This is a genomic window from Limnohabitans sp. TS-CS-82, assembly GCF_002943475.1.
This window is the reverse complement of sequence record NZ_PTQX01000021.1, coordinates 28,187-48,557: the sequence shown is the minus strand read 5'-3', so window position 1 is coordinate 48,557 and position 20,371 is coordinate 28,187. Positions and strand designations below refer to the sequence as shown.

18 protein-coding genes are annotated in these 20,371 nt (G+C 54.3%); 9 read left to right on the top strand and 9 right to left on the bottom strand.

Translation table 11 applies throughout. The features are described 5' to 3' along the window. Nucleotides 1-2 precede the first annotated feature (2 nt). From ppk1 to C5F52_RS27520, 4 genes are all read right to left on the bottom strand, one after another. Entirely contained in the window at nt 3-2,105 is a 2,103-nt protein-coding gene (ppk1, locus tag C5F52_RS27535; protein WP_104801574.1) for a polyphosphate kinase 1, read from the bottom strand. A 124-nt stretch (nt 2,106-2,229) separates the two neighbouring features. Next, nucleotides 2,230-3,276 (bottom strand): glycosyltransferase family 1 protein, encoded by a 1,047-nt coding sequence (locus C5F52_RS27530; protein WP_104801573.1) that lies wholly within the window; start codon nt 3,274-3,276, stop codon nt 2,230-2,232. Beyond that, a complete protein-coding gene (locus C5F52_RS27525) occupies nt 3,273-4,136 on the bottom strand; it encodes a UDP-2,3-diacylglucosamine diphosphatase (protein WP_104801572.1) in 864 nt (287 codons plus the stop codon). The genes C5F52_RS27530 and C5F52_RS27525 overlap by 4 nt, the downstream gene beginning before the upstream one ends. Continuing rightward, complete coding sequence (locus tag C5F52_RS27520) at nt 4,043-4,891, bottom strand: GNAT family N-acetyltransferase (protein WP_104801571.1); 849 nt, start codon at nt 4,889-4,891, stop codon at nt 4,043-4,045. Before C5F52_RS27520 ends, C5F52_RS27525 begins: the two co-directional genes overlap by 94 nt. 148 nt (nt 4,892-5,039) lie before the next feature. On the opposite strand from C5F52_RS27520, the gene C5F52_RS27515 reads away from it, so the two are divergent. Beyond that, on the top strand, nt 5,040-5,792 hold the full coding sequence (locus tag C5F52_RS27515) for a 1-acyl-sn-glycerol-3-phosphate acyltransferase (RefSeq protein ID WP_104801570.1): 753 nt from the start codon (nt 5,040-5,042) through the stop codon (nt 5,790-5,792). Nucleotides 5,793-5,798: 6 nt separating this feature from the next. Here the strand turns inward: C5F52_RS27515 and C5F52_RS27510 are convergent, their stop codons facing one another. The 4 genes from C5F52_RS27510 to C5F52_RS27495 form a co-directional block, all read right to left on the bottom strand. After that, the gene (locus tag C5F52_RS27510; RefSeq protein WP_104801569.1) at nt 5,799-7,583 is read right to left on the bottom strand and encodes a TRAP transporter large permease subunit; all 1,785 of its coding nucleotides are present in this window, start codon (nt 7,581-7,583) and stop codon (nt 5,799-5,801) included. After that, nucleotides 7,583-8,590: a TRAP transporter substrate-binding protein DctP gene (gene dctP, locus C5F52_RS27505; protein WP_104801568.1), complete on the bottom strand. Its 1,008-nt coding sequence runs from the start codon at nt 8,588-8,590 to the stop codon at nt 7,583-7,585. Before dctP ends, C5F52_RS27510 begins: the two co-directional genes overlap by 1 nt. A gap of 10 nt (nt 8,591-8,600) precedes the next feature. Further along, on the bottom strand, nt 8,601-9,452 hold the full coding sequence (locus tag C5F52_RS27500; protein ID WP_236658031.1) for a TRAP transporter TatT component family protein: 852 nt from the start codon (nt 9,450-9,452) through the stop codon (nt 8,601-8,603). Nucleotides 9,453-9,569: 117 nt separating this feature from the next. Next, on the bottom strand, nt 9,570-10,685 hold the full coding sequence (locus C5F52_RS27495) for a magnesium transporter CorA family protein (protein ID WP_104801566.1): 1,116 nt from the start codon (nt 10,683-10,685) through the stop codon (nt 9,570-9,572). 118 nt (nt 10,686-10,803) lie between these two features. On the opposite strand from C5F52_RS27495, the gene C5F52_RS27490 reads away from it, so the two are divergent. From C5F52_RS27490 to C5F52_RS27460, 7 genes are all read left to right on the top strand, one after another. Then, nucleotides 10,804-12,054 (top strand): DUF3419 family protein, encoded by a 1,251-nt coding sequence (locus tag C5F52_RS27490; protein WP_161499779.1) that lies wholly within the window; start codon nt 10,804-10,806, stop codon nt 12,052-12,054. Beyond that, a complete protein-coding gene (locus C5F52_RS27485; protein ID WP_104801564.1) occupies nt 12,054-13,100 on the top strand; it encodes a hypothetical protein in 1,047 nt (348 codons plus the stop codon). The genes C5F52_RS27490 and C5F52_RS27485 overlap by 1 nt, the downstream gene beginning before the upstream one ends. Before the next feature lie 96 nt (nt 13,101-13,196). Then, nucleotides 13,197-14,348: a porin gene (locus tag C5F52_RS27480; RefSeq protein ID WP_104801563.1), complete on the top strand. Its 1,152-nt coding sequence runs from the start codon at nt 13,197-13,199 to the stop codon at nt 14,346-14,348. A gap of 138 nt (nt 14,349-14,486) precedes the next feature. Beyond that, entirely contained in the window at nt 14,487-14,723 is a 237-nt protein-coding gene (locus C5F52_RS27475) for a hypothetical protein (RefSeq protein WP_104801562.1), read from the top strand. A 69-nt stretch (nt 14,724-14,792) separates the two neighbouring features. Continuing rightward, on the top strand, nt 14,793-16,229 hold the full coding sequence (locus C5F52_RS27470; RefSeq protein ID WP_104801561.1) for an alkaline phosphatase: 1,437 nt from the start codon (nt 14,793-14,795) through the stop codon (nt 16,227-16,229). Nucleotides 16,230-16,248: 19 nt separating this feature from the next. Further along, nucleotides 16,249-17,667: an alkaline phosphatase gene (locus tag C5F52_RS27465; protein WP_369954541.1), complete on the top strand. Its 1,419-nt coding sequence runs from the start codon at nt 16,249-16,251 to the stop codon at nt 17,665-17,667. A 2-nt stretch (nt 17,668-17,669) separates the two neighbouring features. Continuing rightward, entirely contained in the window at nt 17,670-18,353 is a 684-nt protein-coding gene (locus C5F52_RS27460) for a hypothetical protein (RefSeq protein WP_104801559.1), read from the top strand. An 85-nt stretch (nt 18,354-18,438) separates the two neighbouring features. Here the strand turns inward: C5F52_RS27460 and C5F52_RS27455 are convergent, their stop codons facing one another. Further along, complete coding sequence (locus C5F52_RS27455; RefSeq protein WP_104801558.1) at nt 18,439-18,768, bottom strand: polymer-forming cytoskeletal protein; 330 nt, start codon at nt 18,766-18,768, stop codon at nt 18,439-18,441. A gap of 171 nt (nt 18,769-18,939) precedes the next feature. Here C5F52_RS27455 and leuC point away from each other — a divergent pair, with 171 nt between their 5' ends. Further along, nucleotides 18,940-20,361, top strand: coding sequence for a 3-isopropylmalate dehydratase large subunit (gene leuC, locus C5F52_RS27450; RefSeq protein ID WP_104801557.1), 1,422 nt, complete (start codon nt 18,940-18,942; stop codon nt 20,359-20,361). Nucleotides 20,362-20,371 lie beyond the last annotated feature (10 nt).

Genomic DNA, 20,371 nt, shown 5'->3' with positions numbered 1-20,371 from the left:
CCTCAAACTTTGACGCCGTACAACGCTTTCAACGCGGCCTGAGCGCTTTGTGGTTCTTTCGGCTTGGCTGAGCGACTCTTAGGTGCTTGTACGCGTTTGTAGTTGCCATCGGCATCCAACTCCCATGCGTCCACGTTGTCCTGCAAATACGCCACCAAACATTCGTTGACGATGCGAGTTCGCAAGGCCACATCTTCCACAGGCCATGCCAACTCCACACGGCGCAACATATTGCGATTCATCCAATCAGCACTCGACAAATACAAGGTCTCACTGTCACCGCTGGCAAAGTAAAACACGCGTGAGTGCTCTAAGAACTGACCGATGATGGAACGCACGCGAATGTTGTCTGTGAAGCCAACGCGCTGCGCAGGCAACATGCAAGCGCCACGCACGATCAAATCAATTTGCACGCCCGCCTGCCCTGCCCGCACAAGCGCTTCCATCAACTTCTCATCGGTCAAGGTGTTCATCTTCAACACGATGCGACTGGGAACGCCCGCCACAGCCGACGCTGCGGTTTTGTCGACCCATTCGATGAGACTACGTTGCAAGTGAAACGGCGCAATCAACATCTTGTTGAGGCGAGGAATTTTGCTTTGACTGGCCAGCAAATTGAAGACGGTTTCAACGTCTTGCGTCAATTTGGGGTCGCAAGTGAGGTGACTCAAATCGGTATAGAGCTTGGCGGTGCGTGGGTTGTAGTTGCCCGTCGACATGTGCGCGTAACGGCGGATGTTGCGACCTTCGCGGCGCGACACCAGCAGCATCTTGGCGTGCGTTTTCAAACCCACCACCCCATACACCACTTGTGCGCCGATGTACTCCAGCTTTTCCGCCCAGTTGATGTTGGCCTCTTCGTCAAAGCGAGCTTTCAGCTCCACCACCACGGTCACTTCTTTGCCACGCTGCACGGCCTCGCGCAGCAACTCCATCAGCACCGAATCGGCACCTGTGCGGTAAATGGTTTGCTTGATGGCCAACACATCGGGGTCACGCACGGCGTCACGCAAAAAGGCCAGCACGCCATCAAAGCTCTCATAGGGCTGATGAATCAACACATCACCGGCTTGTAGCTGCTCAAAAATGGACGTATTGGGATTGAGCTGATGCGGAAAGCTGCCGACATAGCGCGGGAACAGCCACTTGGGGTTGTCCACCAAATCGATCAACTGGTTCATGCGCACCAAATTGACAGGGCCATGCACGCGGTAAAGCGCAGAAGCAGGCAACTCAAATTGATGCAGCAAAAAATCAGACAAATGTTCAGAGCAACCCGCCGATACTTCCAAACGCACCGCTTGGCCGTAGTTGCGGTGCACCAGCCCCTTGCGCAACGCCGTGCGCAGATTTTTGACGTCCTCTTCATCCACCGCCAAGTCTGAATGGCGGGTCACGCGGAACTGTGAAAACTGCCCCACATCGCGGCCTGGGAACAGGTCTTTCAAATGCGCGCGAATCACGCTGGAAATCGAGACAAACAACTGACGCTTGCCAGACAATTTTTCAGGCACAGGGATGAGACGCGGCAAGCTGCGCGGCACTTTGACAATGGCAATTTCGTTGTCGCGGCCAAAAGCGTCTTTGCCTGAGAGTCGCACAATGAAGTTGAGTGACTTGTTGGCCACTTGGGGGAATGGGTGTGCAGGGTCCAAGCCCACAGGCAAAAGCAACGGGCGAACTTCGCGGTCGAAAAAGGATTTGACCCAACGGTGTTGAGCCAAGTTGCGCTCGCCATGCGACAAAATGCGCACGCCTTCTTTGGCAAATGCGGGCATCAACACATCGTTGTAGAGCGCATATTGCTCGTCGACCAAGGCGTGTGCCACCTCACTCAAATTCAAATGGGCTTTGGCGCTGGCAGCGTCTGGCGCGGCTTTGGGGTTGTCGACGCTTGAATACAGCGCGGCACGCACTTCAAAAAACTCATCGAGGTTCGACGAGACGATGCACAAGTAGCGCACACGCTCTAACAAAGGCACTTCAGGGCGTTTCGCCCAATCCAGCACACGGGCATTGAAGGCAAGAAGACTTAAATCGCGATCCAACCAATCGGTCGATACCGTCGCTGCGGGTGTCTTTGAGGGCGTTGGCGAAGTCGTCATGTGGATACCTAGTTTCAATACATGCAAGTTTGTCCTGCCATCGTGACAGTCTCGTGACAAATCAACGCATATCGACAAGCTTGACACATTTCAAACACCACGTCTGCGCGGCAACGCACCATCCTCAAACGCGCCGAGGCGGCACTTTGACCAAATGCGATTCAAACAAACGCGTGGCCTCATCCCAACTGAAGCTCAGCGCTTGCAAGCGCGCGTTGTGGCGCGGCACTTTGAGCGCTTCTAAACTGGCCAAAGCCAAGTCTTCATGCAACACACCGCCCTGCGGAAGATTCAGGGCACCCGACGGATCACGCAACACCTCCAAGGGCCCATCCACTGGAAAAGCCGCCACGGGGGTGCCGCATGCCATGGCTTCCAGCATCACCAAACCAAAGGTTTCATTGCGGCTGGGAAAGGTGAACACGTCCGCACTGGCATACACCTTGGCCAGTTCATCACGCGGCAACACGCCTAGCCAGCGAACGTCGTGAAAGCGTTGCTTCAATGACGCCTCCAACGGCCCAACACCACAGACCACTTTGCTGCCATGCCAAGGCATCGCTAAAAATTGGTCAATGTTTTTTTCATACGACACGCGCCCCACGTACAACGCAACAGGACGCGGCAAATCATCCAAAGCAGGGTGATTTTGAACCGATGAACAAAACTCAAACAGCGCCATATCCACACCATGGGTCCAGCTGCACAAGTTTTTAAAGCCCTTGCCATCGAGCAAGCGCATCACGCCTTGCGTGGGCACCATCACGCCCGAAGAGGGCTTGTGAAAATGCCGAAATAAGGCGTAGCCCATCCACAACGGCACACGCAGGGCTGCCTTCAAAATTTCGGGGAACCGTGTGTGAAAGGCCGTGGTGAAAGGCAGCTTTCGACGCACACAATATTTACGCGCGGCCCAACCCAGAGGGCCTTCCGTCGCAAGGTGAATCGCATCTGGCACAAAGCGATCCAGCTGCGCTTTGAGCTGCGCGTCAGGACGCACGGCCAATTCAATGCCCGCATACCCTGGGCAAGGGCGCGTCTGAAACAGACCTGGGTGCACCACCTCGACCTCATGACCTTGGGCCATGAGTTGATCGACCAGCTCGACCAGCGTCGTCACCACACCATTGATTTGTGGACGCCAAGCGTCTGTGATCAAAGCGATTTTCATGCGACCTTGAGTAACTTGGGTTTTTCAACGGCCTTGGCTTCGGCATTCCAGAACAACAACTCTAAGCGGCCATCTTTGTGCTCGACCAATGCGCTTCGGCTTTCCACCCAATCGCCGTCGTTGCAATACAAAACGCCATTCACATCGCGAATCTCAGCGCGGTGAATGTGGCCGCACACCACACCTTGGTAGCCATGCTTGGCCGCTTCTTGCGCCACTGCATTTTCAAAATCAGTGACGTAGTTCAAGGCCTTCTTCACCTTGTGCTTCAAGTAAGCAGACAAAGACCAGTAAGGCAAACCCAAGCGACCACGCATGTTGTTCAAGTAACGATTGAGTTTGAGTGTGAACTCGTACAAATAGTCACCCACGTAGGCCAGCCATTTGGCTTGCTGCACCACGGCGTCAAAGTAGTCGCCATGAATGACCCACAACTTGCGACCATCAGCCGTCAGGTGCGTGGCTTCTTCCACCACCTCAATGCCGCCGAATTGATGGTCTAAAAAACCGCGTGCAAACTCATCGTGGTTGCCTGGCACGTAAATCACACGACAGCCCTTGCGGGCTTTGCGCAACAGCTTTTGCACCACATCGTTGTGCGCTTGTGGCCAATACCATTTGCGACGCAATTGCCAACCATCCACGATATCGCCCACCAAGTACAAATAGTCACTGGTGTTGAGCTTCAAGAAGTCAAGCAAGGCATCGGCTTGGCATCCAGGCGTTCCCAAATGCAAATCAGAAATGAAGATCGCCCGGTAATGCATCAAGCACCCAAAAAGTGTTTGCGGTAACGCGCTGGCATGTCGTTGATTTTCATCAACATGGGCAAATCTGCGGTGTTGAAGTCGGGGTCCCATGCGGGCGCGCCCAACACTTTGGCGCCCAAGCGCAAGTAGCCTTTGATCAACGCTGGCGGCTCAAAAGCAGGGTTCACCTCCCACTGGTCTACCGGCAACGCCAAACGTGGCGTGACGTGGTCCGACACATCCGCCAAATGCGTTTGCTTGAGTTGGTGCCAAATGCTGGCGGCCACTTCGCCACTGATCACGCCTTGGTGCAGCATCGGGATGCTGGCACAACCGATCATCACGTCTAACTTGTTGCGCACCATGAATTCAGCCAACGCACCCCACAGCGCCATGATCACGCCACCGTGACGGTGCTCAGGATGCACGCAGCTGCGACCTAACTCGACCATGCGCTCGCGGTAAGCACGCAAGCGAATCAGATCAAATTCCAAATCAGAATAAGTGCTGCCAATGCGTTTGGCTTGTGCGGGCGTGAGCACGCGGTAAGTGCCAATGACTTGCTCGGTGGCGTCATCACGAATGATCAAGTGCTCGCAGTAATCGTCGAATAAATCGATGTCATGGCCTGGGATGCTTTCTTTCAAACGCGCACCCATCTCTGTGGCGAACACGTCGTAGCGCAAACGCTGTGCTTCACGCACCTCATCTTGGTGCTTGGCCCACTCAACGATCAGCGCTGGACGCTCTTGAGCTTTTTGGGGCGCAACAAGATTTTTTTCAACTTGATGATCGTGTCGATGAAGTGACCCCCGAGGGAAGTCGATCAACGACAACGGCATGGTGGGGTTTGGCAATTCTTTCATGGTCAGTCCTTTTTTTGACGTGATGTATGTCTTGCAATGCCTGCAATTCTCAAAACATCGCGTGACGGGACAAAGACGAAACCATGAAATTTTGATGACAACGATTTAACGGTTTTGTCACATCGAAGACCTAAACTTCTAGGCGTTTATGCTGCTCATCAAATACCTACGCCTCATGCAGGCATTCCTCCGTGCATTTTGGATTTTGTGGGTGCGATTCCCCAAACTCAGCCGCGAAGAAAAACTCTTAGCCATACAAACTTGGTCTGCGCAAACCGTGAAACTCATGGGCGTGACCGTTGAAGTCATCGAGCCCATCCAGCGTCACCCGTTGGCAGACACCCCCCAACTGCTCGTCGCCAACCATGTGTCGTGGTTGGATGTGCTGGTCATTCAAACGATACAGCCCAGCATCTTTGTCGCCAAACAAGAAGTGCGCCATTGGCCCGTGGTCGGCGCCATCGCGCAGGCTTGCAGCGTGGTGTTTGTGAACCGAGGGTCGCCGAGTTCGGCGCGGCGCATGGTGGTCGATGTGGCCACCGCCTTGCAGCAAGGCTACAACGTTGCGGGATTCCCTGAAGGCACCAGCACACTGGGCCACTCCGTCGAGATGTTTCATGCGAACTTGTTTGAGTCGGCCATTCACCAAGATGTCCCCGTGCAGCCCTTGGCGTTGCGTTACACCAGCACGCACACAGGCGCGCATTGCACACGCGCTGCGTTTGTGGGCGATGTGAGCTTTCTCAACTCACTCCACCAGGTGATGCGAGCCCGTGATGGTGTCTGCATCAGCTTGCATGCAGGCCACTGCTTGATGCCACAAGGTCATTCCAGAAAAAGCTTGGCACTGCTGGCACGCAGCAGCGTGACCGCGCAACTAGAGACACTCAGCGCAGGCTGATCAACGTCAGCGCCAACCAGCGGCCACCAGCGCTGGCAAGCCCGTCGCCACAAGTGGTAGCCACGAAATCAACACCGTCCCCACAAAAATCGCCACCAAAGCAGGCAAGACAGACAACGCGACCTCACGCAATGACTTCTCAAAAACGGCCGACGCAAAATAAATGTTCATGCCTGCCGGTGGACATAAAAATCCCATCTCCATATTGGCTAAGAAAATGATGCCGAAGTGAATGGGGTCGATGCCATAGCTCACGGCCAACGGCAGCAACAGCGGCACCAACACCACAATGGCTGCATAAATTTCCATCAAAGCACCGGCAAAAAACAAAAAGACGTTCAATGCCAACAAGAACACCCACTTGTTGCTTGTGATGCCTTGCACCCAGTCGATGGCCAAATCGGGCACGCCTGCATCCACCAAAAAATTGGTCAAGCCCAAGGCCATTCCCAAAATCAACATCACGCCGCCAATGATTTGCGCACACGTCGACAAACACTGCGCCAACAAACGGGTGGTCAATTCACCATGCGCAAAAGCCTGTGTGAGCACCGCATAAACGGCCGTCAAAGCCGCACTTTCAGTCGGCGTGGCAAGGCCTGAAATCAACGAGCCAATCGCGACGACCGGCGCCAATATTTCCCACTTGGCTTGCCACACCGCATCTTTCAGAGAAAGAGATGCCGAAGCTGTTTGTGCACTTGTAGCGGCCGTGGGAACGCGCAAATAGCCACCAAACAGCAGCAAGCACCCCACCATCACCACGGCCGGAATCAAGCCCGCCAAGAACATGGTGTTGATCGGCACGCGCGCGATGATGGCGTACATGATCAGTGGCACAGACGGCGCCAACAACACCCCCAATGCGCTGGCACTGGTGACCAAGCTGATGCCCTTTTTCTCGGGATAGCCCGCATTGCGCAACAAGGGCAACAACAAACCACCCAAGGCCAAAATCGTCACCCCGCTACCGCCCGTGAATGCGGTAAAGACGGAGCACAACACCGTAGCGGCCACGACCGACCCCGCAGCGCCGTGGCCAAACATGGCCAAAAAGACAGCCCCTAACCGCTGCGCGGCCCCCGTGCGTGCAAAGACCAAACCTGCCAATGTGAACAAGGGCAAAGCGGGCAGCGACGGATTCACTGTGATTTGATAATGCGACAACGCAATCGACGCCAACGGCAAACCTTCTTGCCAAAACAACGCCAAGGCCAGCCCGCCCAACACCGCAAAAATGGGCGCTCCGCACAACAACATCAAGGCCAAGCCCAAGAGCATCGGCCATAGCGCAAGCACTTCGCCGTCGCCCATCGCCCCCAAACTGAAACCCAATACGGGCAGCAAGATGCCTAAGAAAAGTTTGCCCCAAAGTTGCGGCACGCAGCGTGCGGCCAATTTAAAACCCAACAACGCAAAACCCACAGGCATCGCCAACTGCACCCACCACATGGGCAGGCCATAGGCCAAGGTTTGCGCGCCCTCACGCTCGCTCGCCACCAACTGCCAACTTGCCCAGACCAACACCCCGCACACCAGCGAGGCCGCAGCTTGCGCCCAAGCATTGAAGCCTTGGAACACAGCCCCCAAACTCGTCAAATGACCGTGTCGCTCAGCCGCCAAAGCACCCCACATGGCCATCACCAATCCCAAGTGCTGCACCAACACCGGTGCGTTCTCAACGCCCTTGCCCAGCAGGGGGCGAGAGACAATTTCAAGAATAGGGATCAGCGCCATCAAGGCCAGTGCAATCCCTGCCAAAGCCTCGTCTAAGGGCCAGATTTTTATCATCACTTGGCCTTGCTGGCACGGTAGGCCTTCAAATGACGAAACACTTCGTCAAAGGTTTCGGCTGGCACCAAGGTGCCGCGAATACGGGGGTAGAGCTTGTCGGCCAACTCGGTCCATTCACGCATTTGTTCGGGGTTGGGTTTGTTCACCACAAGGCCACGTTTTTTCATCGCGTCAACGGCCTCCTCCACCTCTTGGCGCGCTTTGGTACGAATTTGAGCGCCGGCTTTTTCACCCGCCACACGCACCGCATCTTGCGTCGCGGGGGACATCTCGTCCCATGCCTTTTTAGTCACAACCAAAGCCCCAACGATCGGCGCCCAATTGATCTCCAACATATGGGGGGCCATGGTGTAGACCTGACTGGCCAAGGCAAAGTAAGGCGTCGAAGGCACCACATTGATCATGCCCGTTTGGATAGAGGGCAAGATGTCGCTGGTCTCAAGAGGCACTGGGGTGTAGCCCAGACTTTTCATGATTTCTTGCTGATCGGCCTCGCCACCCCACGCAAAAAACTTCATCTTTTTGTAGTCGTCGGGCCTGAAGGCCGGCTCTTTGGAGAAAAACCTCACCCAGCCTGCATCCCCCCAAGCGAGCACCACAAAGCCTTTGTCTAAAAATTTCTTCTCCATGGCAGGGCGCATTTTTTCGCGCACGAAATCCACCTCGTCCCAACTCTTAAACAGCAGCGGCATCGCTTGCAGCGCGCTGATTGACGGCTCAATTTCATGCAAGCCAACCACCGACAACAGGGCCCCTTGAAGCTGCCCAATACGCATGCGGCGCGCCAGCTCTGTCTCACCGCCTTGACTGCCATCGGCAAACACCACGTACTTGGCGCTGCCACCTTGCGCAGCACGCCAAGCCTCACCCACCTCTAAAAGTTGGCGGTGATAGAGCGAATTTTTCGGGGCCAACGTACCCATACGAAATGGCTTGTCGGCCGCTGAAACAGAACACATGGCGCCCCACGACACCGCCAACACCACCAAAGCAGACTTCAACATAACAAGGCTTTCAAAATAAATCGTCCGTCATTTCAAGCAGCCACACAGCGCGCTCGCGCATGACTTCGTTTTGCAAATTGCGGTGGCGGCTGGCCACATCGACCGCTTGATGCAACAGCTGCTCAAACATCGCGCGATCTTGCGCGACCAACGCAATGCCTTCGGCTTTCGCCACATAAGGCCCTGCTTGGGCACCTGCACCATCGCGCATGGCTTGGTCGAAATACTGTGCAGCTTGTGTTGCAGACCCGTTGGGTCGCGCCGCCTCAAACGTGCCCAGCAAACTGGCCAAAGCGCCCTGCCCATAACTCGGATTCGCCTGCCAAGCCCAATGCGCTAAGCGAATGGCCTGAGGTAAATCGGCCACCACATCGGGTTGGTCTTTGGACAAAGAAATGAGGCCGCCCCACGACGCAGCAGCCCAATAAGCCAGGGCCACTTGTTGCTCAGAAGGGTTCGGAGCCAGCACTTTGGACGGCTGCGACAGCGCCAAGGTCAATCCTGGGTTGCTCTGTTCTAAAGCGGTCATGGCATGGCGGTGCGCACGACCATACAAACGTGCTGCACGCTCGCGCAGCACAAAAGCGGCCTTGGCATTCACAGGTTCGGTTTTCTCGGCCTCGAAGGCCACAAACGCATAGGCGTATTGTGTGAAGCTCGCCGCGACGGTTTGCGCTAACTTGAGGTTGCTAGGCGACTCGCGCAGCAAAGATTCAGACACCTTGAGGTAGAACGCGCTGGCTTCGCGCACCAACACCAAGTCATCCTCAGCGGCAAGATCTTGGCCCGCTAGAGCGTTTGCCGCTTGATCGACGGCATAACTGCGAATGGCGCACCCAGACAAGAGGTGCAAGAGGCACAAGCAGCACGCAGCCTTAAAGATAGGGCGAAAAATAAGGCCACCTTCATGTCAATCGATTGAGAAATTGACATGAACTTTAGCGACCCATTGTGAAAAATCAGTGACAGTGCCGCAAGCTCAACTGGTGCCACCCAAATAACGCTTGCGCCAAAAGAAAACCACCAAGCTCACTGCCAAGACCAGCATGAACAGCGTCGTCCACCACAAACCATGCTCATCATGAAGGACGGCAAAGGTCTCAAAGTTCATGCCAAAAAATCCGGTGATCAAGTTCAAAGGCAAAAAGATGGCCGTCAAAACCGTCAAGGTGCGCATGATGTCGTTGGTCCGATTGCTCTGCGCGTTGAAATGCATTTGCACGGCCGTTTCAGCACTTTGCTCTAAGCGGCGCACATGGTGCACCACCCGCTCAATGTGCTCCAACACATCACGACTGCGCACTTTGAGCAACTCAAACGAACGCGGGTGCACGGCATGCGGCTCAACCACCGCATCGAGGGCGTCGATCCAGTCTTGAATGGCCGCACGTTGGTCTTCGCAAATCTCATCCAAATGGTGCAGAGACAAACGTGCATCCAACAAAGCGCTCCAATTGTTGAAACGCGTTTTGGGGTTGATCAACTCACTTTGCCAGTGGTCAAGTTGGCGCGTCAGTTCACGACGCAAATTGAGATAGCCGTCCACCATTTGACTGATCACACGCAGCATCAAATCCGGTGGACTTACAGGCAAACGGTTGGGTTGCTGACCCGCTTGTGTATTGGCAGCCAACGCGCCCAAGCTCAACAGGCGCGCGGCATAGCTCTCGCGAATGGCACAGTCGGTCGGGTGGACCGTCAACACCAAGCGGTCAAACACCACAAAGGCCACAGGGCTGGTGTCGATGCGGTGCAACACGGGCGGGCCGCCTTTGTCGCGGGAGCGATGCAAGATCTCGCCAGGTCGGGACAGGTCTGACTCCGTTTGTCCCGCCGCAAGCCGTCGAAACACCATCAGGTTGTAGTCGGAGGTGTAGTCGTAATGCGAAGGCAACTGGTTGTTCAGCACATCCAGCACATGCAAATCGACAATTTGCGCGCCGCACAAGCGTTCTAAGGTGCTCTGAATCTCTTGCTGCAAAACCTCAAATTCTCGTCTTGCAAAAGCCATCCAGATGAAGCCTTGTTCGGGCAATTGATCGGGCAGCTTGGCCGACTCAACAACGGCTTGGGGGTTGATTTGAAAAACTCTCATGGCGCGAACTGTACGTGAAAAGCGTGCCTCTAATTTCATGAACGCGACACCAAATCGTCACGCTATCTTCACGAATGAAACGCATCATGCAAGGCGTCGCTTCTACTCAAAGTACGTCATGGAATTCACACAAACAATCCCCGCCCCCATTGCCAACGCAGACCGCTCTAAAGAATTATTGAGCAACGCGGTGTTTGGCCACAAACAAAAAGCGACCTTGAAAGAGCGTTTGTTTGCGATGTGGTTCCGTCAATTGGTTTACACGCAAATTTGGGAAGATCCAGTGATGGACATGCAGGCCTTGAATTTGGGTGAAGGTGACCATGTGGTCACCATTGCCTCAGGCGGCTGTAATGCCTTGTCGTATTTGACAGCCAATCCAGCCAAGGTGACAGCGGTTGACTTGAACCACGCCCACGTCTCGTTGGTCAAGCTCAAAATGGCGGGGCTGCGCGCTTTGCCCAGCTACGAGGATTTCTTTCAGTTCTTTGGCATTGCACAAGCGTCGAGCAACGTGCGTGTCTACAAAACGCTAATCGCGCCCAAGCTCGATGCGGACAGCCGCCATTACTGGGAAGGTGGCCCCATTGGCTTTCGACGCATTCGCATGTTTGCCAAAGGCTTCTACAAATATGGTTTGCTGGGGCAGCTGATTGGCATCATCCACTGGGGTGCCAAATTGCACGGCGTGAAGCTCAATGAGTTGCTGGAGCAACCCACCCAACAAGCGCAGGAAAAATGGTTTGACGACAAAGTTGCCAAAATTTTCGACTCCAAATTGATGGCCAAAATTTGCAGCAGCCCCTTCGCGCTTTATAACTTGGGCATTCCACCCAGCCAACACAACGCCCTGTGCGATGAGCAACCCGACAACATGGCCCAAGTGTTGAAAGAACGCGCACGTCGCTTGGCCACGGTGGTGCCCATCAAAGACAACTACTTTGCGTGGCAAGCCTTTGGTCGACGCTATGACGCAACAGGTCAAAGTGCGTTGCCACCTTATTTGATGCGCAAACATTACGCGCAAGTCAAAACCAACTTGAACAAACTCTCGGTCGAGCAAAGCAACATCCGCGATGCGATTGCACGCATGGATGTGCTCAGCGTGGATGCCGTGGTGTTGCTGGATGCACAAGACTGGATGTCGAACGAAGAGATCACCGCTTTGTGGCGCGAAATCACCCGCGCAGCCAAGCCTGGTGCACGCGTGATCTTCAGAACAGCGGGCGTCACCTCTCCGGTGGACGTCTGCTTTACGGGCGACTTGCAAGGCAAATGGGACCGCGACGATGCCACCTCTGACACACTCGGCCCCACCGACCGTTCGGGCATTTACGGCGCGTTCCATTTGTACCGTTTGCAAGCCTGATGCCACCCACATGGCCGCGCCAGCCGCTTGAGCGCTGGATGCGCAATGCCTGCGCGGACCTGCAATGGCTGGGCACTGCGCCATGGGCAGTCACGGTCTCGCACAGTCAACGAACGGCCAACACCAGCTACCTCACCTCGCTGCGCAGCGGTTGGTTTGACTACGCCGCAGAAGAGTTGCAAGACAAATGGTGGGCAGCTTGGTTGATACGACGGCTAGGAACCTGTTCGTCTTGGATGGGTCTGGACCGCATCGCCTTGGTGGGCAATTGGCCCGTTTCTACCAACGTGTGGGACGGCGCAACCGTCGCAGACTTGACGCAGATGTGCACCCGCGTCATGACCGAGAACCCTGACTATTTTGTGGGCGTGCGAAACCTGCAACCCGATAAGCATGCGCACCTAATCGCCGCACTGCGCCAGATAGGTTTTGTGGCGCTACCTGCACGCGTGGTGTATGAGTTTGACTTGCGCCAAGGCTTGGCGCGCAAACCTTCGCACCTGATGCGTGACCACACAGCACGCAAACGATCAGGCCTGCGCATGGCCGTGATGGACAGCGTATCGCGTGAATCAGCACGCCGTATGGCCGCGCTTTACACCCGCATTTATTTAGACAAGCACAGCCAACTCAACGCCCAATACACCACTGATTTTTTTGAAGACATATTGAATCAACACGTCATGCGCGCGGTGACACTGACACACAGCAACGGCGACATCATGGCCTTTGCCATGCTCTACCAAGTCGGCAACACCTTGACCGTGCCAGCGCTGGGCTACGCCACAGACGCAGAGATCGACGGTTTGTACCGCCTGTTGTTTTCGGCCATTCATGAATACACCCAAACCCATGCGTTGCTTTTGAATTACAGCTCAGGCGCAGGCGACTTCAAGCGCAAACGTGGTGGCTTGCCGCAACTGGAATACACGATGGTTTGTGCGCCATCTAGAAAAAGGAACGGCTGGCGAACTTCGTTGTTACGTTGGCTAGAAAAGAAAACACGCGGTATCAACACGACCGCACTTATCGCACTTGGTGCTTGAATTTAGCGGTTTCAAAAAAGTTTCATAAATCCTTCACGGCCTCGTCATACGCGAAGGCAACACTGGCTAGGTTTTTAACCAACCGGAGTTTTACTCGTGAAAAAGAATGTAATTTTGGCTGTGGCCATGGGCGCTACCGCATTGTCAGCCGTTGCTCAATCTAGCCAACTCAAAACCGCAGGCAACTGGGAGTTTTACGGCCGTGCGCACATCTCGTTTGACCAACTCAACGATGGCAACAAATACGACCGCATGAACTTGTCCAGCAATTCATCACGCGTGGGCTTTCGTGGCGACAAGAGCTTTGGCGACCTGAAAGGTATTTGGCAAATTGAATCTGAAGTGTTGTTCACCAAAACTTCGGACTCTTCCAACGCGGTCACCATTCCTGCTTTGCCTGTTACTGGAACAACACCCACAACAACAGCGACATCCATCAACGCGCCTCAAGACGACAAAAACCGTCTAGCCACGCGCGACACATTCGCCGGCATCGAAGGTAGCTTTGGTCAAGTCAAAGTGGGTAAGTTTGACACCCCCATGAAAGTGGCACGCGAAGCTGCTAACTTGTTTGGCGACCAACTGGGCGACATGCGCAACATCACGCGCACAGGCGCCAAGTTTGACGAGCGTCCTAACAACATCATTCAGTACCAATCGCCTGACATGATGGGCATCCGCGTTGCTTTGGCTTACTCGCCTCACGAAGCCGCCACAGCCGTGACCAGCTCTGCTGGCGTGGAAACCAAAAACGCTATGACCAGCATGTCTGCGACTTACAACGGTGGTGATTTCTCAGCCGCTTTGGCCCAAGAAAACTACCAAGCCAACGCCAAAGACGGTGACCGCGATGCCACCCGTTTGGCTTTGTCTTACAAAGTGATGAGCGATTTGAAATTGGTCGGCTTCTACCAAAAAGCCAACTACATGAAAACCGCCACAGATGACCAAGGCAGCAAGATCACTGGCTTTGGCGCTGAATACCAAATCATCCCTAACCACACCGTATTGCGCGCCCATGTGATGGACCGTTCTGCCAACAAAGTGGGCATGGACACCAAGATGACCGCCGTTGGTATCGACCGCATCATCAACAAAGAGCTCCGTTTCTACGCCAACTACGCCACCGTGTCTAACGGTACAGCCGCTGCTGTGACACCTTGGACTGAAGGCCGTTCGACCAACGTCGCCGGCAGCACAGGCAAGGACAGCAAGGGCTTGTCTTTGGGTATGCGTTACGACTTCTAAGAAGTTGTTGATTTGAGTTTGGAGGTGTTGCGTGCAGCAGCGCCTCCAACTCGGATAGTTCTCTCCAAGGTCTCCTAGCCTTTTCAAAAGCCGCAACTTGCGGCTTTTTTTTGATGCCTATTTTGTGAGGTCAAGCGCATGAACGATTACCACCACGACAAAACACAAATCGCCAGCGATGGCTTGCGCTACACAAACAAAAAAAATGGCTCCCCCTTTCAAGGCATGGGTCGCACCGGCGAAACGATGAGCTGCATGAAATGCGGCCAACACAAAATGCGCAACACGGGTTCGTTCAAGCGTTATTTGGGTGCCAATTTGTTTTTTTGTGCAGATTGCAAACCACTCAAATCTGCTGACGCGAAATCTTCATAAATCTTTCATGACCTCGTCTTATTGGGTTGCAAAGATACACATTTTCTTTGCTACTCAACGAGGATCATCATGAAGCGTAAAGTCATTTTGTGGGGTGCACTTGCAGCACTCTCGGTCGCAGGTTTGTCAGCCTGCAGCTCCACCAACGAGGCACCTGTTGCCAAGAACGTGATCTTCTTTTTAGGTGACGGCATGGGTTTAACCACCATGACCGCAGCCCGCATCTACAAAGCGGGTGAAGACGGTGAGTTGACAATGGACACACTGCCAGAAACGGCTTTCATCACCACCTACTCAGGTGATTCGCAAGTGACTGACAGCGCTCCTTCTATGGCCGCTTACATGACCGGCGTCAAAATGAACAACGAAGTTGTTTCGATGTCTGCGGACACCAGCGCCTACGACAAAAACACATTTGCCTCTTATGTCAGCGGTGCCAACAGCACTTGCCCAAGCAACAACGGCACGCCTGTTCCTACCTTGCTCGAAAAAGCAAAAACAGCGGGTATGGCAACGGGCATCATTACAACGACGCGCATCACGCACGCCACACCCGCAACAACCTTTGCACACATTTGCCACCGTGACGGCGAAAACGCTATTGCGGCACAACTCGTGCCCAACGGCAGCGGTTACAACAGCGCATTGGGTTCTGGCGTTGATGTGATTTTGGGCGGCGGTTTACGTCACTTCACACCAGCTGGCACCACGGGTACCAGCCGTACCGACAACCGTGATTTGGTGGCTGAGTTCAAAACAGCTGGCTACAAATTCGTTGCCAATAAAACTGAATTCGACGCGGCCTCAACCAGCGAAAAGAAATTGGTGGGCTTGTTTACTGGTAGCCACATGAGCTACGACTTAGATCGTCTCTCGACTCCCGCCACATTGGCCAAGGAGCCTAGCTTGGCAGAAATGACAAGCAAAGCCATTGATATTTTGAAGAGCAACAACCGTGGCATGTTTTTGATGGTCGAAGGTGGCCGTATTGACCATGCTCTGCACGAAACTACGGCGCGCAAAGCCCTGCAAGACACTGTTGCATTTGACGATGCCATCAAAGTAGCGATCGACAAAATGAAGGTGATCGACCCCGATCTGAAAAACACCTTGATCGTTGTGACTGCTGACCATGACCACACCTTGGTTTTGAATGGTTACGCAAAATTGACTGGCAAAACAACAGACACCAGTCCAGGGGTTTTAGGCTTATTGAAGGATTACATCACCGGCTCAGAGTCCAAAGACTTAGACGGTAACCCGTTCACCATCATTGGATTTGGCAATGGTGAAAACCGTCTTGCAACGCGCACTGCGTTGACGGACGCCACAGTATTTGGGGCCACGTACCACCAAGAAGCGGTTATTCCTACAGCCTTAGGCAGTGAAACCCACGGTGGCGGTGACGTGTTTTTTGGCGCCATCGGCAAAGGCGCTGACAAGTTCACGGGCGTTCTCAACAACACCGAAATCTTCGGTTTGATTCGCAACATCTTTGGCCTGTAAACCCTGACTATTTTTTGGAATACACACCATGAAACACTCTTTCAAACTCTCGATGGCAGCTCTTGCCATGACGTGCGCCGTATCTGCTTTTGCTGATGGCGAAGCTAAAAACGTGATCTTCTTTTTGGGCGATGGCATGGGCCCTGTGACCGTGACTGCCAGCCGCATTTACAAATACGGTGAATCAGGCAAGCTAGCGATGGACACCATGGGCCGCACGGCTCGTGTGAAAACATATTCGCTGGATGCGCAAACCACTGACAGCGCCCCATCCATGGGCGCTTACATGACCGGCGTGAAATCACGTAACGAAGTGGTATCGATGGATGGCAACACCTTCGCGCAAGGTTCATTCAGGCCCACGACTGACACCTCTGTAACGCCCAACGTCAGCAGCGCGATCAACAACTGCCCTGCAACTGGTAACGGCGCTTCTGTACCCACATTGCTTGAGCAAGCCATTGCCAAAAATAAGGCGACTGGCGTGGTCAGTACAGCACGTTTGACACACGCAACCCCGGCTATTACTTACTCACACATTTGCAACCGTAATGCAGAGTACGACATTGCGCGCCAAGCCGTCCCCGGCGGTGTGGGCGCCAACCCTGCCTTGGGGACTGGCGTCGATGTTTTGATGGGTGGAGACAGCCGTTACTGGGTGCCTTTCAACACAAGCATTTCTGGCAAGGGCCGCCCTGATGGTCGTAACTTGGTGGCAGAGTTACAAGCCAAGGGTTACACACACGTTACCGATCTGACCACCATGAACGCGGCCCCCACTGCGGCGGGCACCAAGATCATTGGTTTGTTTGACCAAGCGATTGCAGAAGGTCAAATGTCTTACGAGCTAGACCGTAACCCAGCCTTAGAGCCTAGCCTCGCACAAATGACCGCAAAGTCGATTGACATCTTGTCTAAAAACGCCAACGGTTACTTTTTGATGGTTGAAGGTGGTCGCATTGACCATGCTTTACACGGCACCAATGCGGCACGCGCCTTGGCTGACACCATTGCTTTTGACGATGCCATCAAAGTGGCGTTGGACAAAGTGGATCTGAAAAACACCTTGATTGTGGTCACGGCTGACCACGACCATGTCATGGCATTTAATGGTTACTCTCATTTGGGCAACAACATTCTCGGTAAGACAACCAACTACCGCACCAAGCAATTGGAAATGGCTGCCGACGGCAAACCTTTTACAACGCTCGTTTTTGGCAATGGCCCTAACCGCAAAGCCGTGCGTGATGATTTGACCAGCGTTGACACTATTTACAACAAAAATTATCAGCAAGAGACAGGTGTTCGCCTGAGTTCTGAAACCCACGGTGGCGGTGACGTGATGTTGTTTGCCAAGGGCGCTGGTTCTGCAGGCTTTAAGGGCACGATTGACAACACCAAGGTCTACACCTTGTTGAAGAAAGCGTTTGGTTTTTAAAGATGAATATGTTTTACAAAGTCAAACCTTGGGGCTTGGCCCTGGGGTTGGCTTGCATGGGCGCCGCGCAAGCGGCACCTGATGTGAGCTTAGAAGTGACCCATCAAAGTAGCGTATTGGGTGCTGATGGCATCAAACGAAGCTCTGTGTTCAGCGAACGTGTGGTTCGCCAAGGTGATACGGTCTGGATTGAGCGTGTGATGCCTGCAGGTGCCCATCAAGAAGACGATCACGCCAAAGCCAAAGTGGGAGCTGCGAAAGACCACAAACACGCCGACTTGAGCGCCGCCACCCGTTGGATTCAACGTTTGCCAGACGGCAAACTGAAATTCCGACTGGTTGCGATGCACGATAAAGTGGTGGTCAATGTACCCCCTGCGGAATACGCCACCGTAGGTTTCGATGGCGCTTGGTTAGCCGCTTATCACTTGATTGATCCTGCCGTTCTTAAAACCATGAAGGCCAGCGAAAGCACCTCTCAAGGACAATGGTATGAGAGTGCCAAAAATGGCAATAAGGTTCGTGTGCTGTGGGATGCCAAGCGCGAAATGCCTTTGCAAGTGGTGAGTCAGGGCCCTAACGGGAGTCGTTCTACCATGGTCAAAGTGTTGGGTTCTGTCGTCAAAAACCCTTGGGACACAGCCAACAAATTTGTCCAAAAAGACTATTCAGACTTTTTGGATTGAGCGCACGTCATCCGCTGATGCATGCAAAAAGGGGGCTTGTTCAGCCCCCTTTTTGTTTGAAAGTGCGGCCATCGGCCGCCCCAACTCAAACCTGCTTCATGTCACCTTGGAAGCGTCCGCCGCGCTCAACTTCAAGTTCGGCATAACTCAAAGCACCTGTCACTTGGCCTGTTCGGCGAATGACCATGTGCTCTTTGCATGTGATGTCTTCGAACAGCGCGCCATGCACGTCGATGACGCGGGCTTGGACTTTGCCTTTCAAACTGCCTTGCGGCCCGACCAACACATCGTCGGCCTTGAGGTCCCCGCTGACCTTGCCATTGATGGACACCTTGCCGGGTGCATGAATCGAACCGATGAATGTCACGCCCTCGCCAATCAACAAGTTGTTGGTGGTTGAAACAGGTTCAGTCATACATATCCTTCGTGTTGAGATGTTCGCTTTTAACACTTCACATTGTGCATTTTAATTTTGTTGATTAATTTATAAAAGATCACAAATCGACTTTAAAAACCATCCTGACTGCTGAAAAGGCTGGGGTTGGACGCTAGGCATAAAATCGCAGGCTCCACCTAAGGAAGACTCATGGGACGCACCCTTTACGACAAGATTTGGGACGAGCACGTCGTCCACACCGAAGAAGATGGCACCTCCATCCTCTACATCGACCGCCATTTGGTGCACGAAGTCACCAGCCCGCAAGCGTTTGAGGGCATTCGCCAAGCGGGCCGCAAGGTCTGGCGCGTCAGCTCCATCGTGGCCACCGCCGACCACAACACGCCCACCACCGGCTGGGAGCTGGGCTACGACGGCATCACCGACCCCATCAGCAAAGAACAAATCACCACGCTGGACAGCAACATGGCCGAGTTCGGCTCTGCCGCGTTCTTCCCGTTCATGTCCAAGCGTCAAGGCATCATCCATGTGATTGGCCCTGAAAACGGCGCCACCCTGCCCGGCATGACCGTGGTGTGCGGCGACAGCCACACCTCCACCCACGGCGCGTTTGCTGCGTTGGCCCACGGCATCGGCACCTCTGAGGTCGAGCACGTCATGGCCACGCAAACCTTGTTGGCCAAAAAAGCCAAGAACATGCTCATCAAAGTCGAAGGCACGCTGGCCAAAGGCGTGACCGGCAAAGACGTGGTGCTGGCCATCATCGGCAAGATCGGCACAGCCGGCGGCACGGGCTACACCATTGAATTTGCAGGCTCTGCCATTCGCTCACTCAGCATGGAAGGCCGCATGACGGTCTGCAACATGGCCATCGAAGGCGGCGCACGCGCTGGCCTTGTGGCGGTGGATGACAAAACCATCGATTACGTCAAAGGCCGTCCTTTGTCCCCCACCGGCGTGGAATGGGATCAAGCCGTGGCTTACTGGAAAACTTTGCACTCTGACCCCGACGCCAAGTTTGACGCCGTGGTCGAGCTCAAAGCCGAAGACATCTTGCCGCAAGTCACTTGGGGCACCTCGCCCGAAATGGTGCTGGACATCAACGGCATCGTGCCTGACCCCGACAAAGAAAAAGACGCCAACAAGCGCGGTGCGATTGAACGTGCGTTGACGTACATGGACCTGCAGCCAGGCAAAGCGTTGAACGATTTGTTTGTGGATAAAGTGTTCATTGGCTCTTGCACCAACAGCCGCATCGAAGACATGCGCGAAGCCGCCGCGGTGGTGAAAAAGCTCGGTCAAAAAGTGGCCAAGAACATCAAGCTTGCCATGGTGGTGCCAGGCTCTGGCTTGGTCAAAGCACAAGCCGAAGCCGAAGGCCTGCACGAGATTTTCAAAGCCGCTGGCTTTGAGTGGCGCGAGCCCGGTTGCTCCATGTGTTTGGCTATGAACGCCGACCGCTTAGAGCCCGGCGAACGCTGCGCCTCCACCAGCAACCGCAACTTCGAAGGCCGTCAAGGCAACGGTGGCCGCACCCATTTGGTCAGCCCCGCCATGGCCGCTGCGGCCGCCATTCACGGCCACTTTGTGGACGTGCGCAAGTTCGCGTAACTCAGGAGCA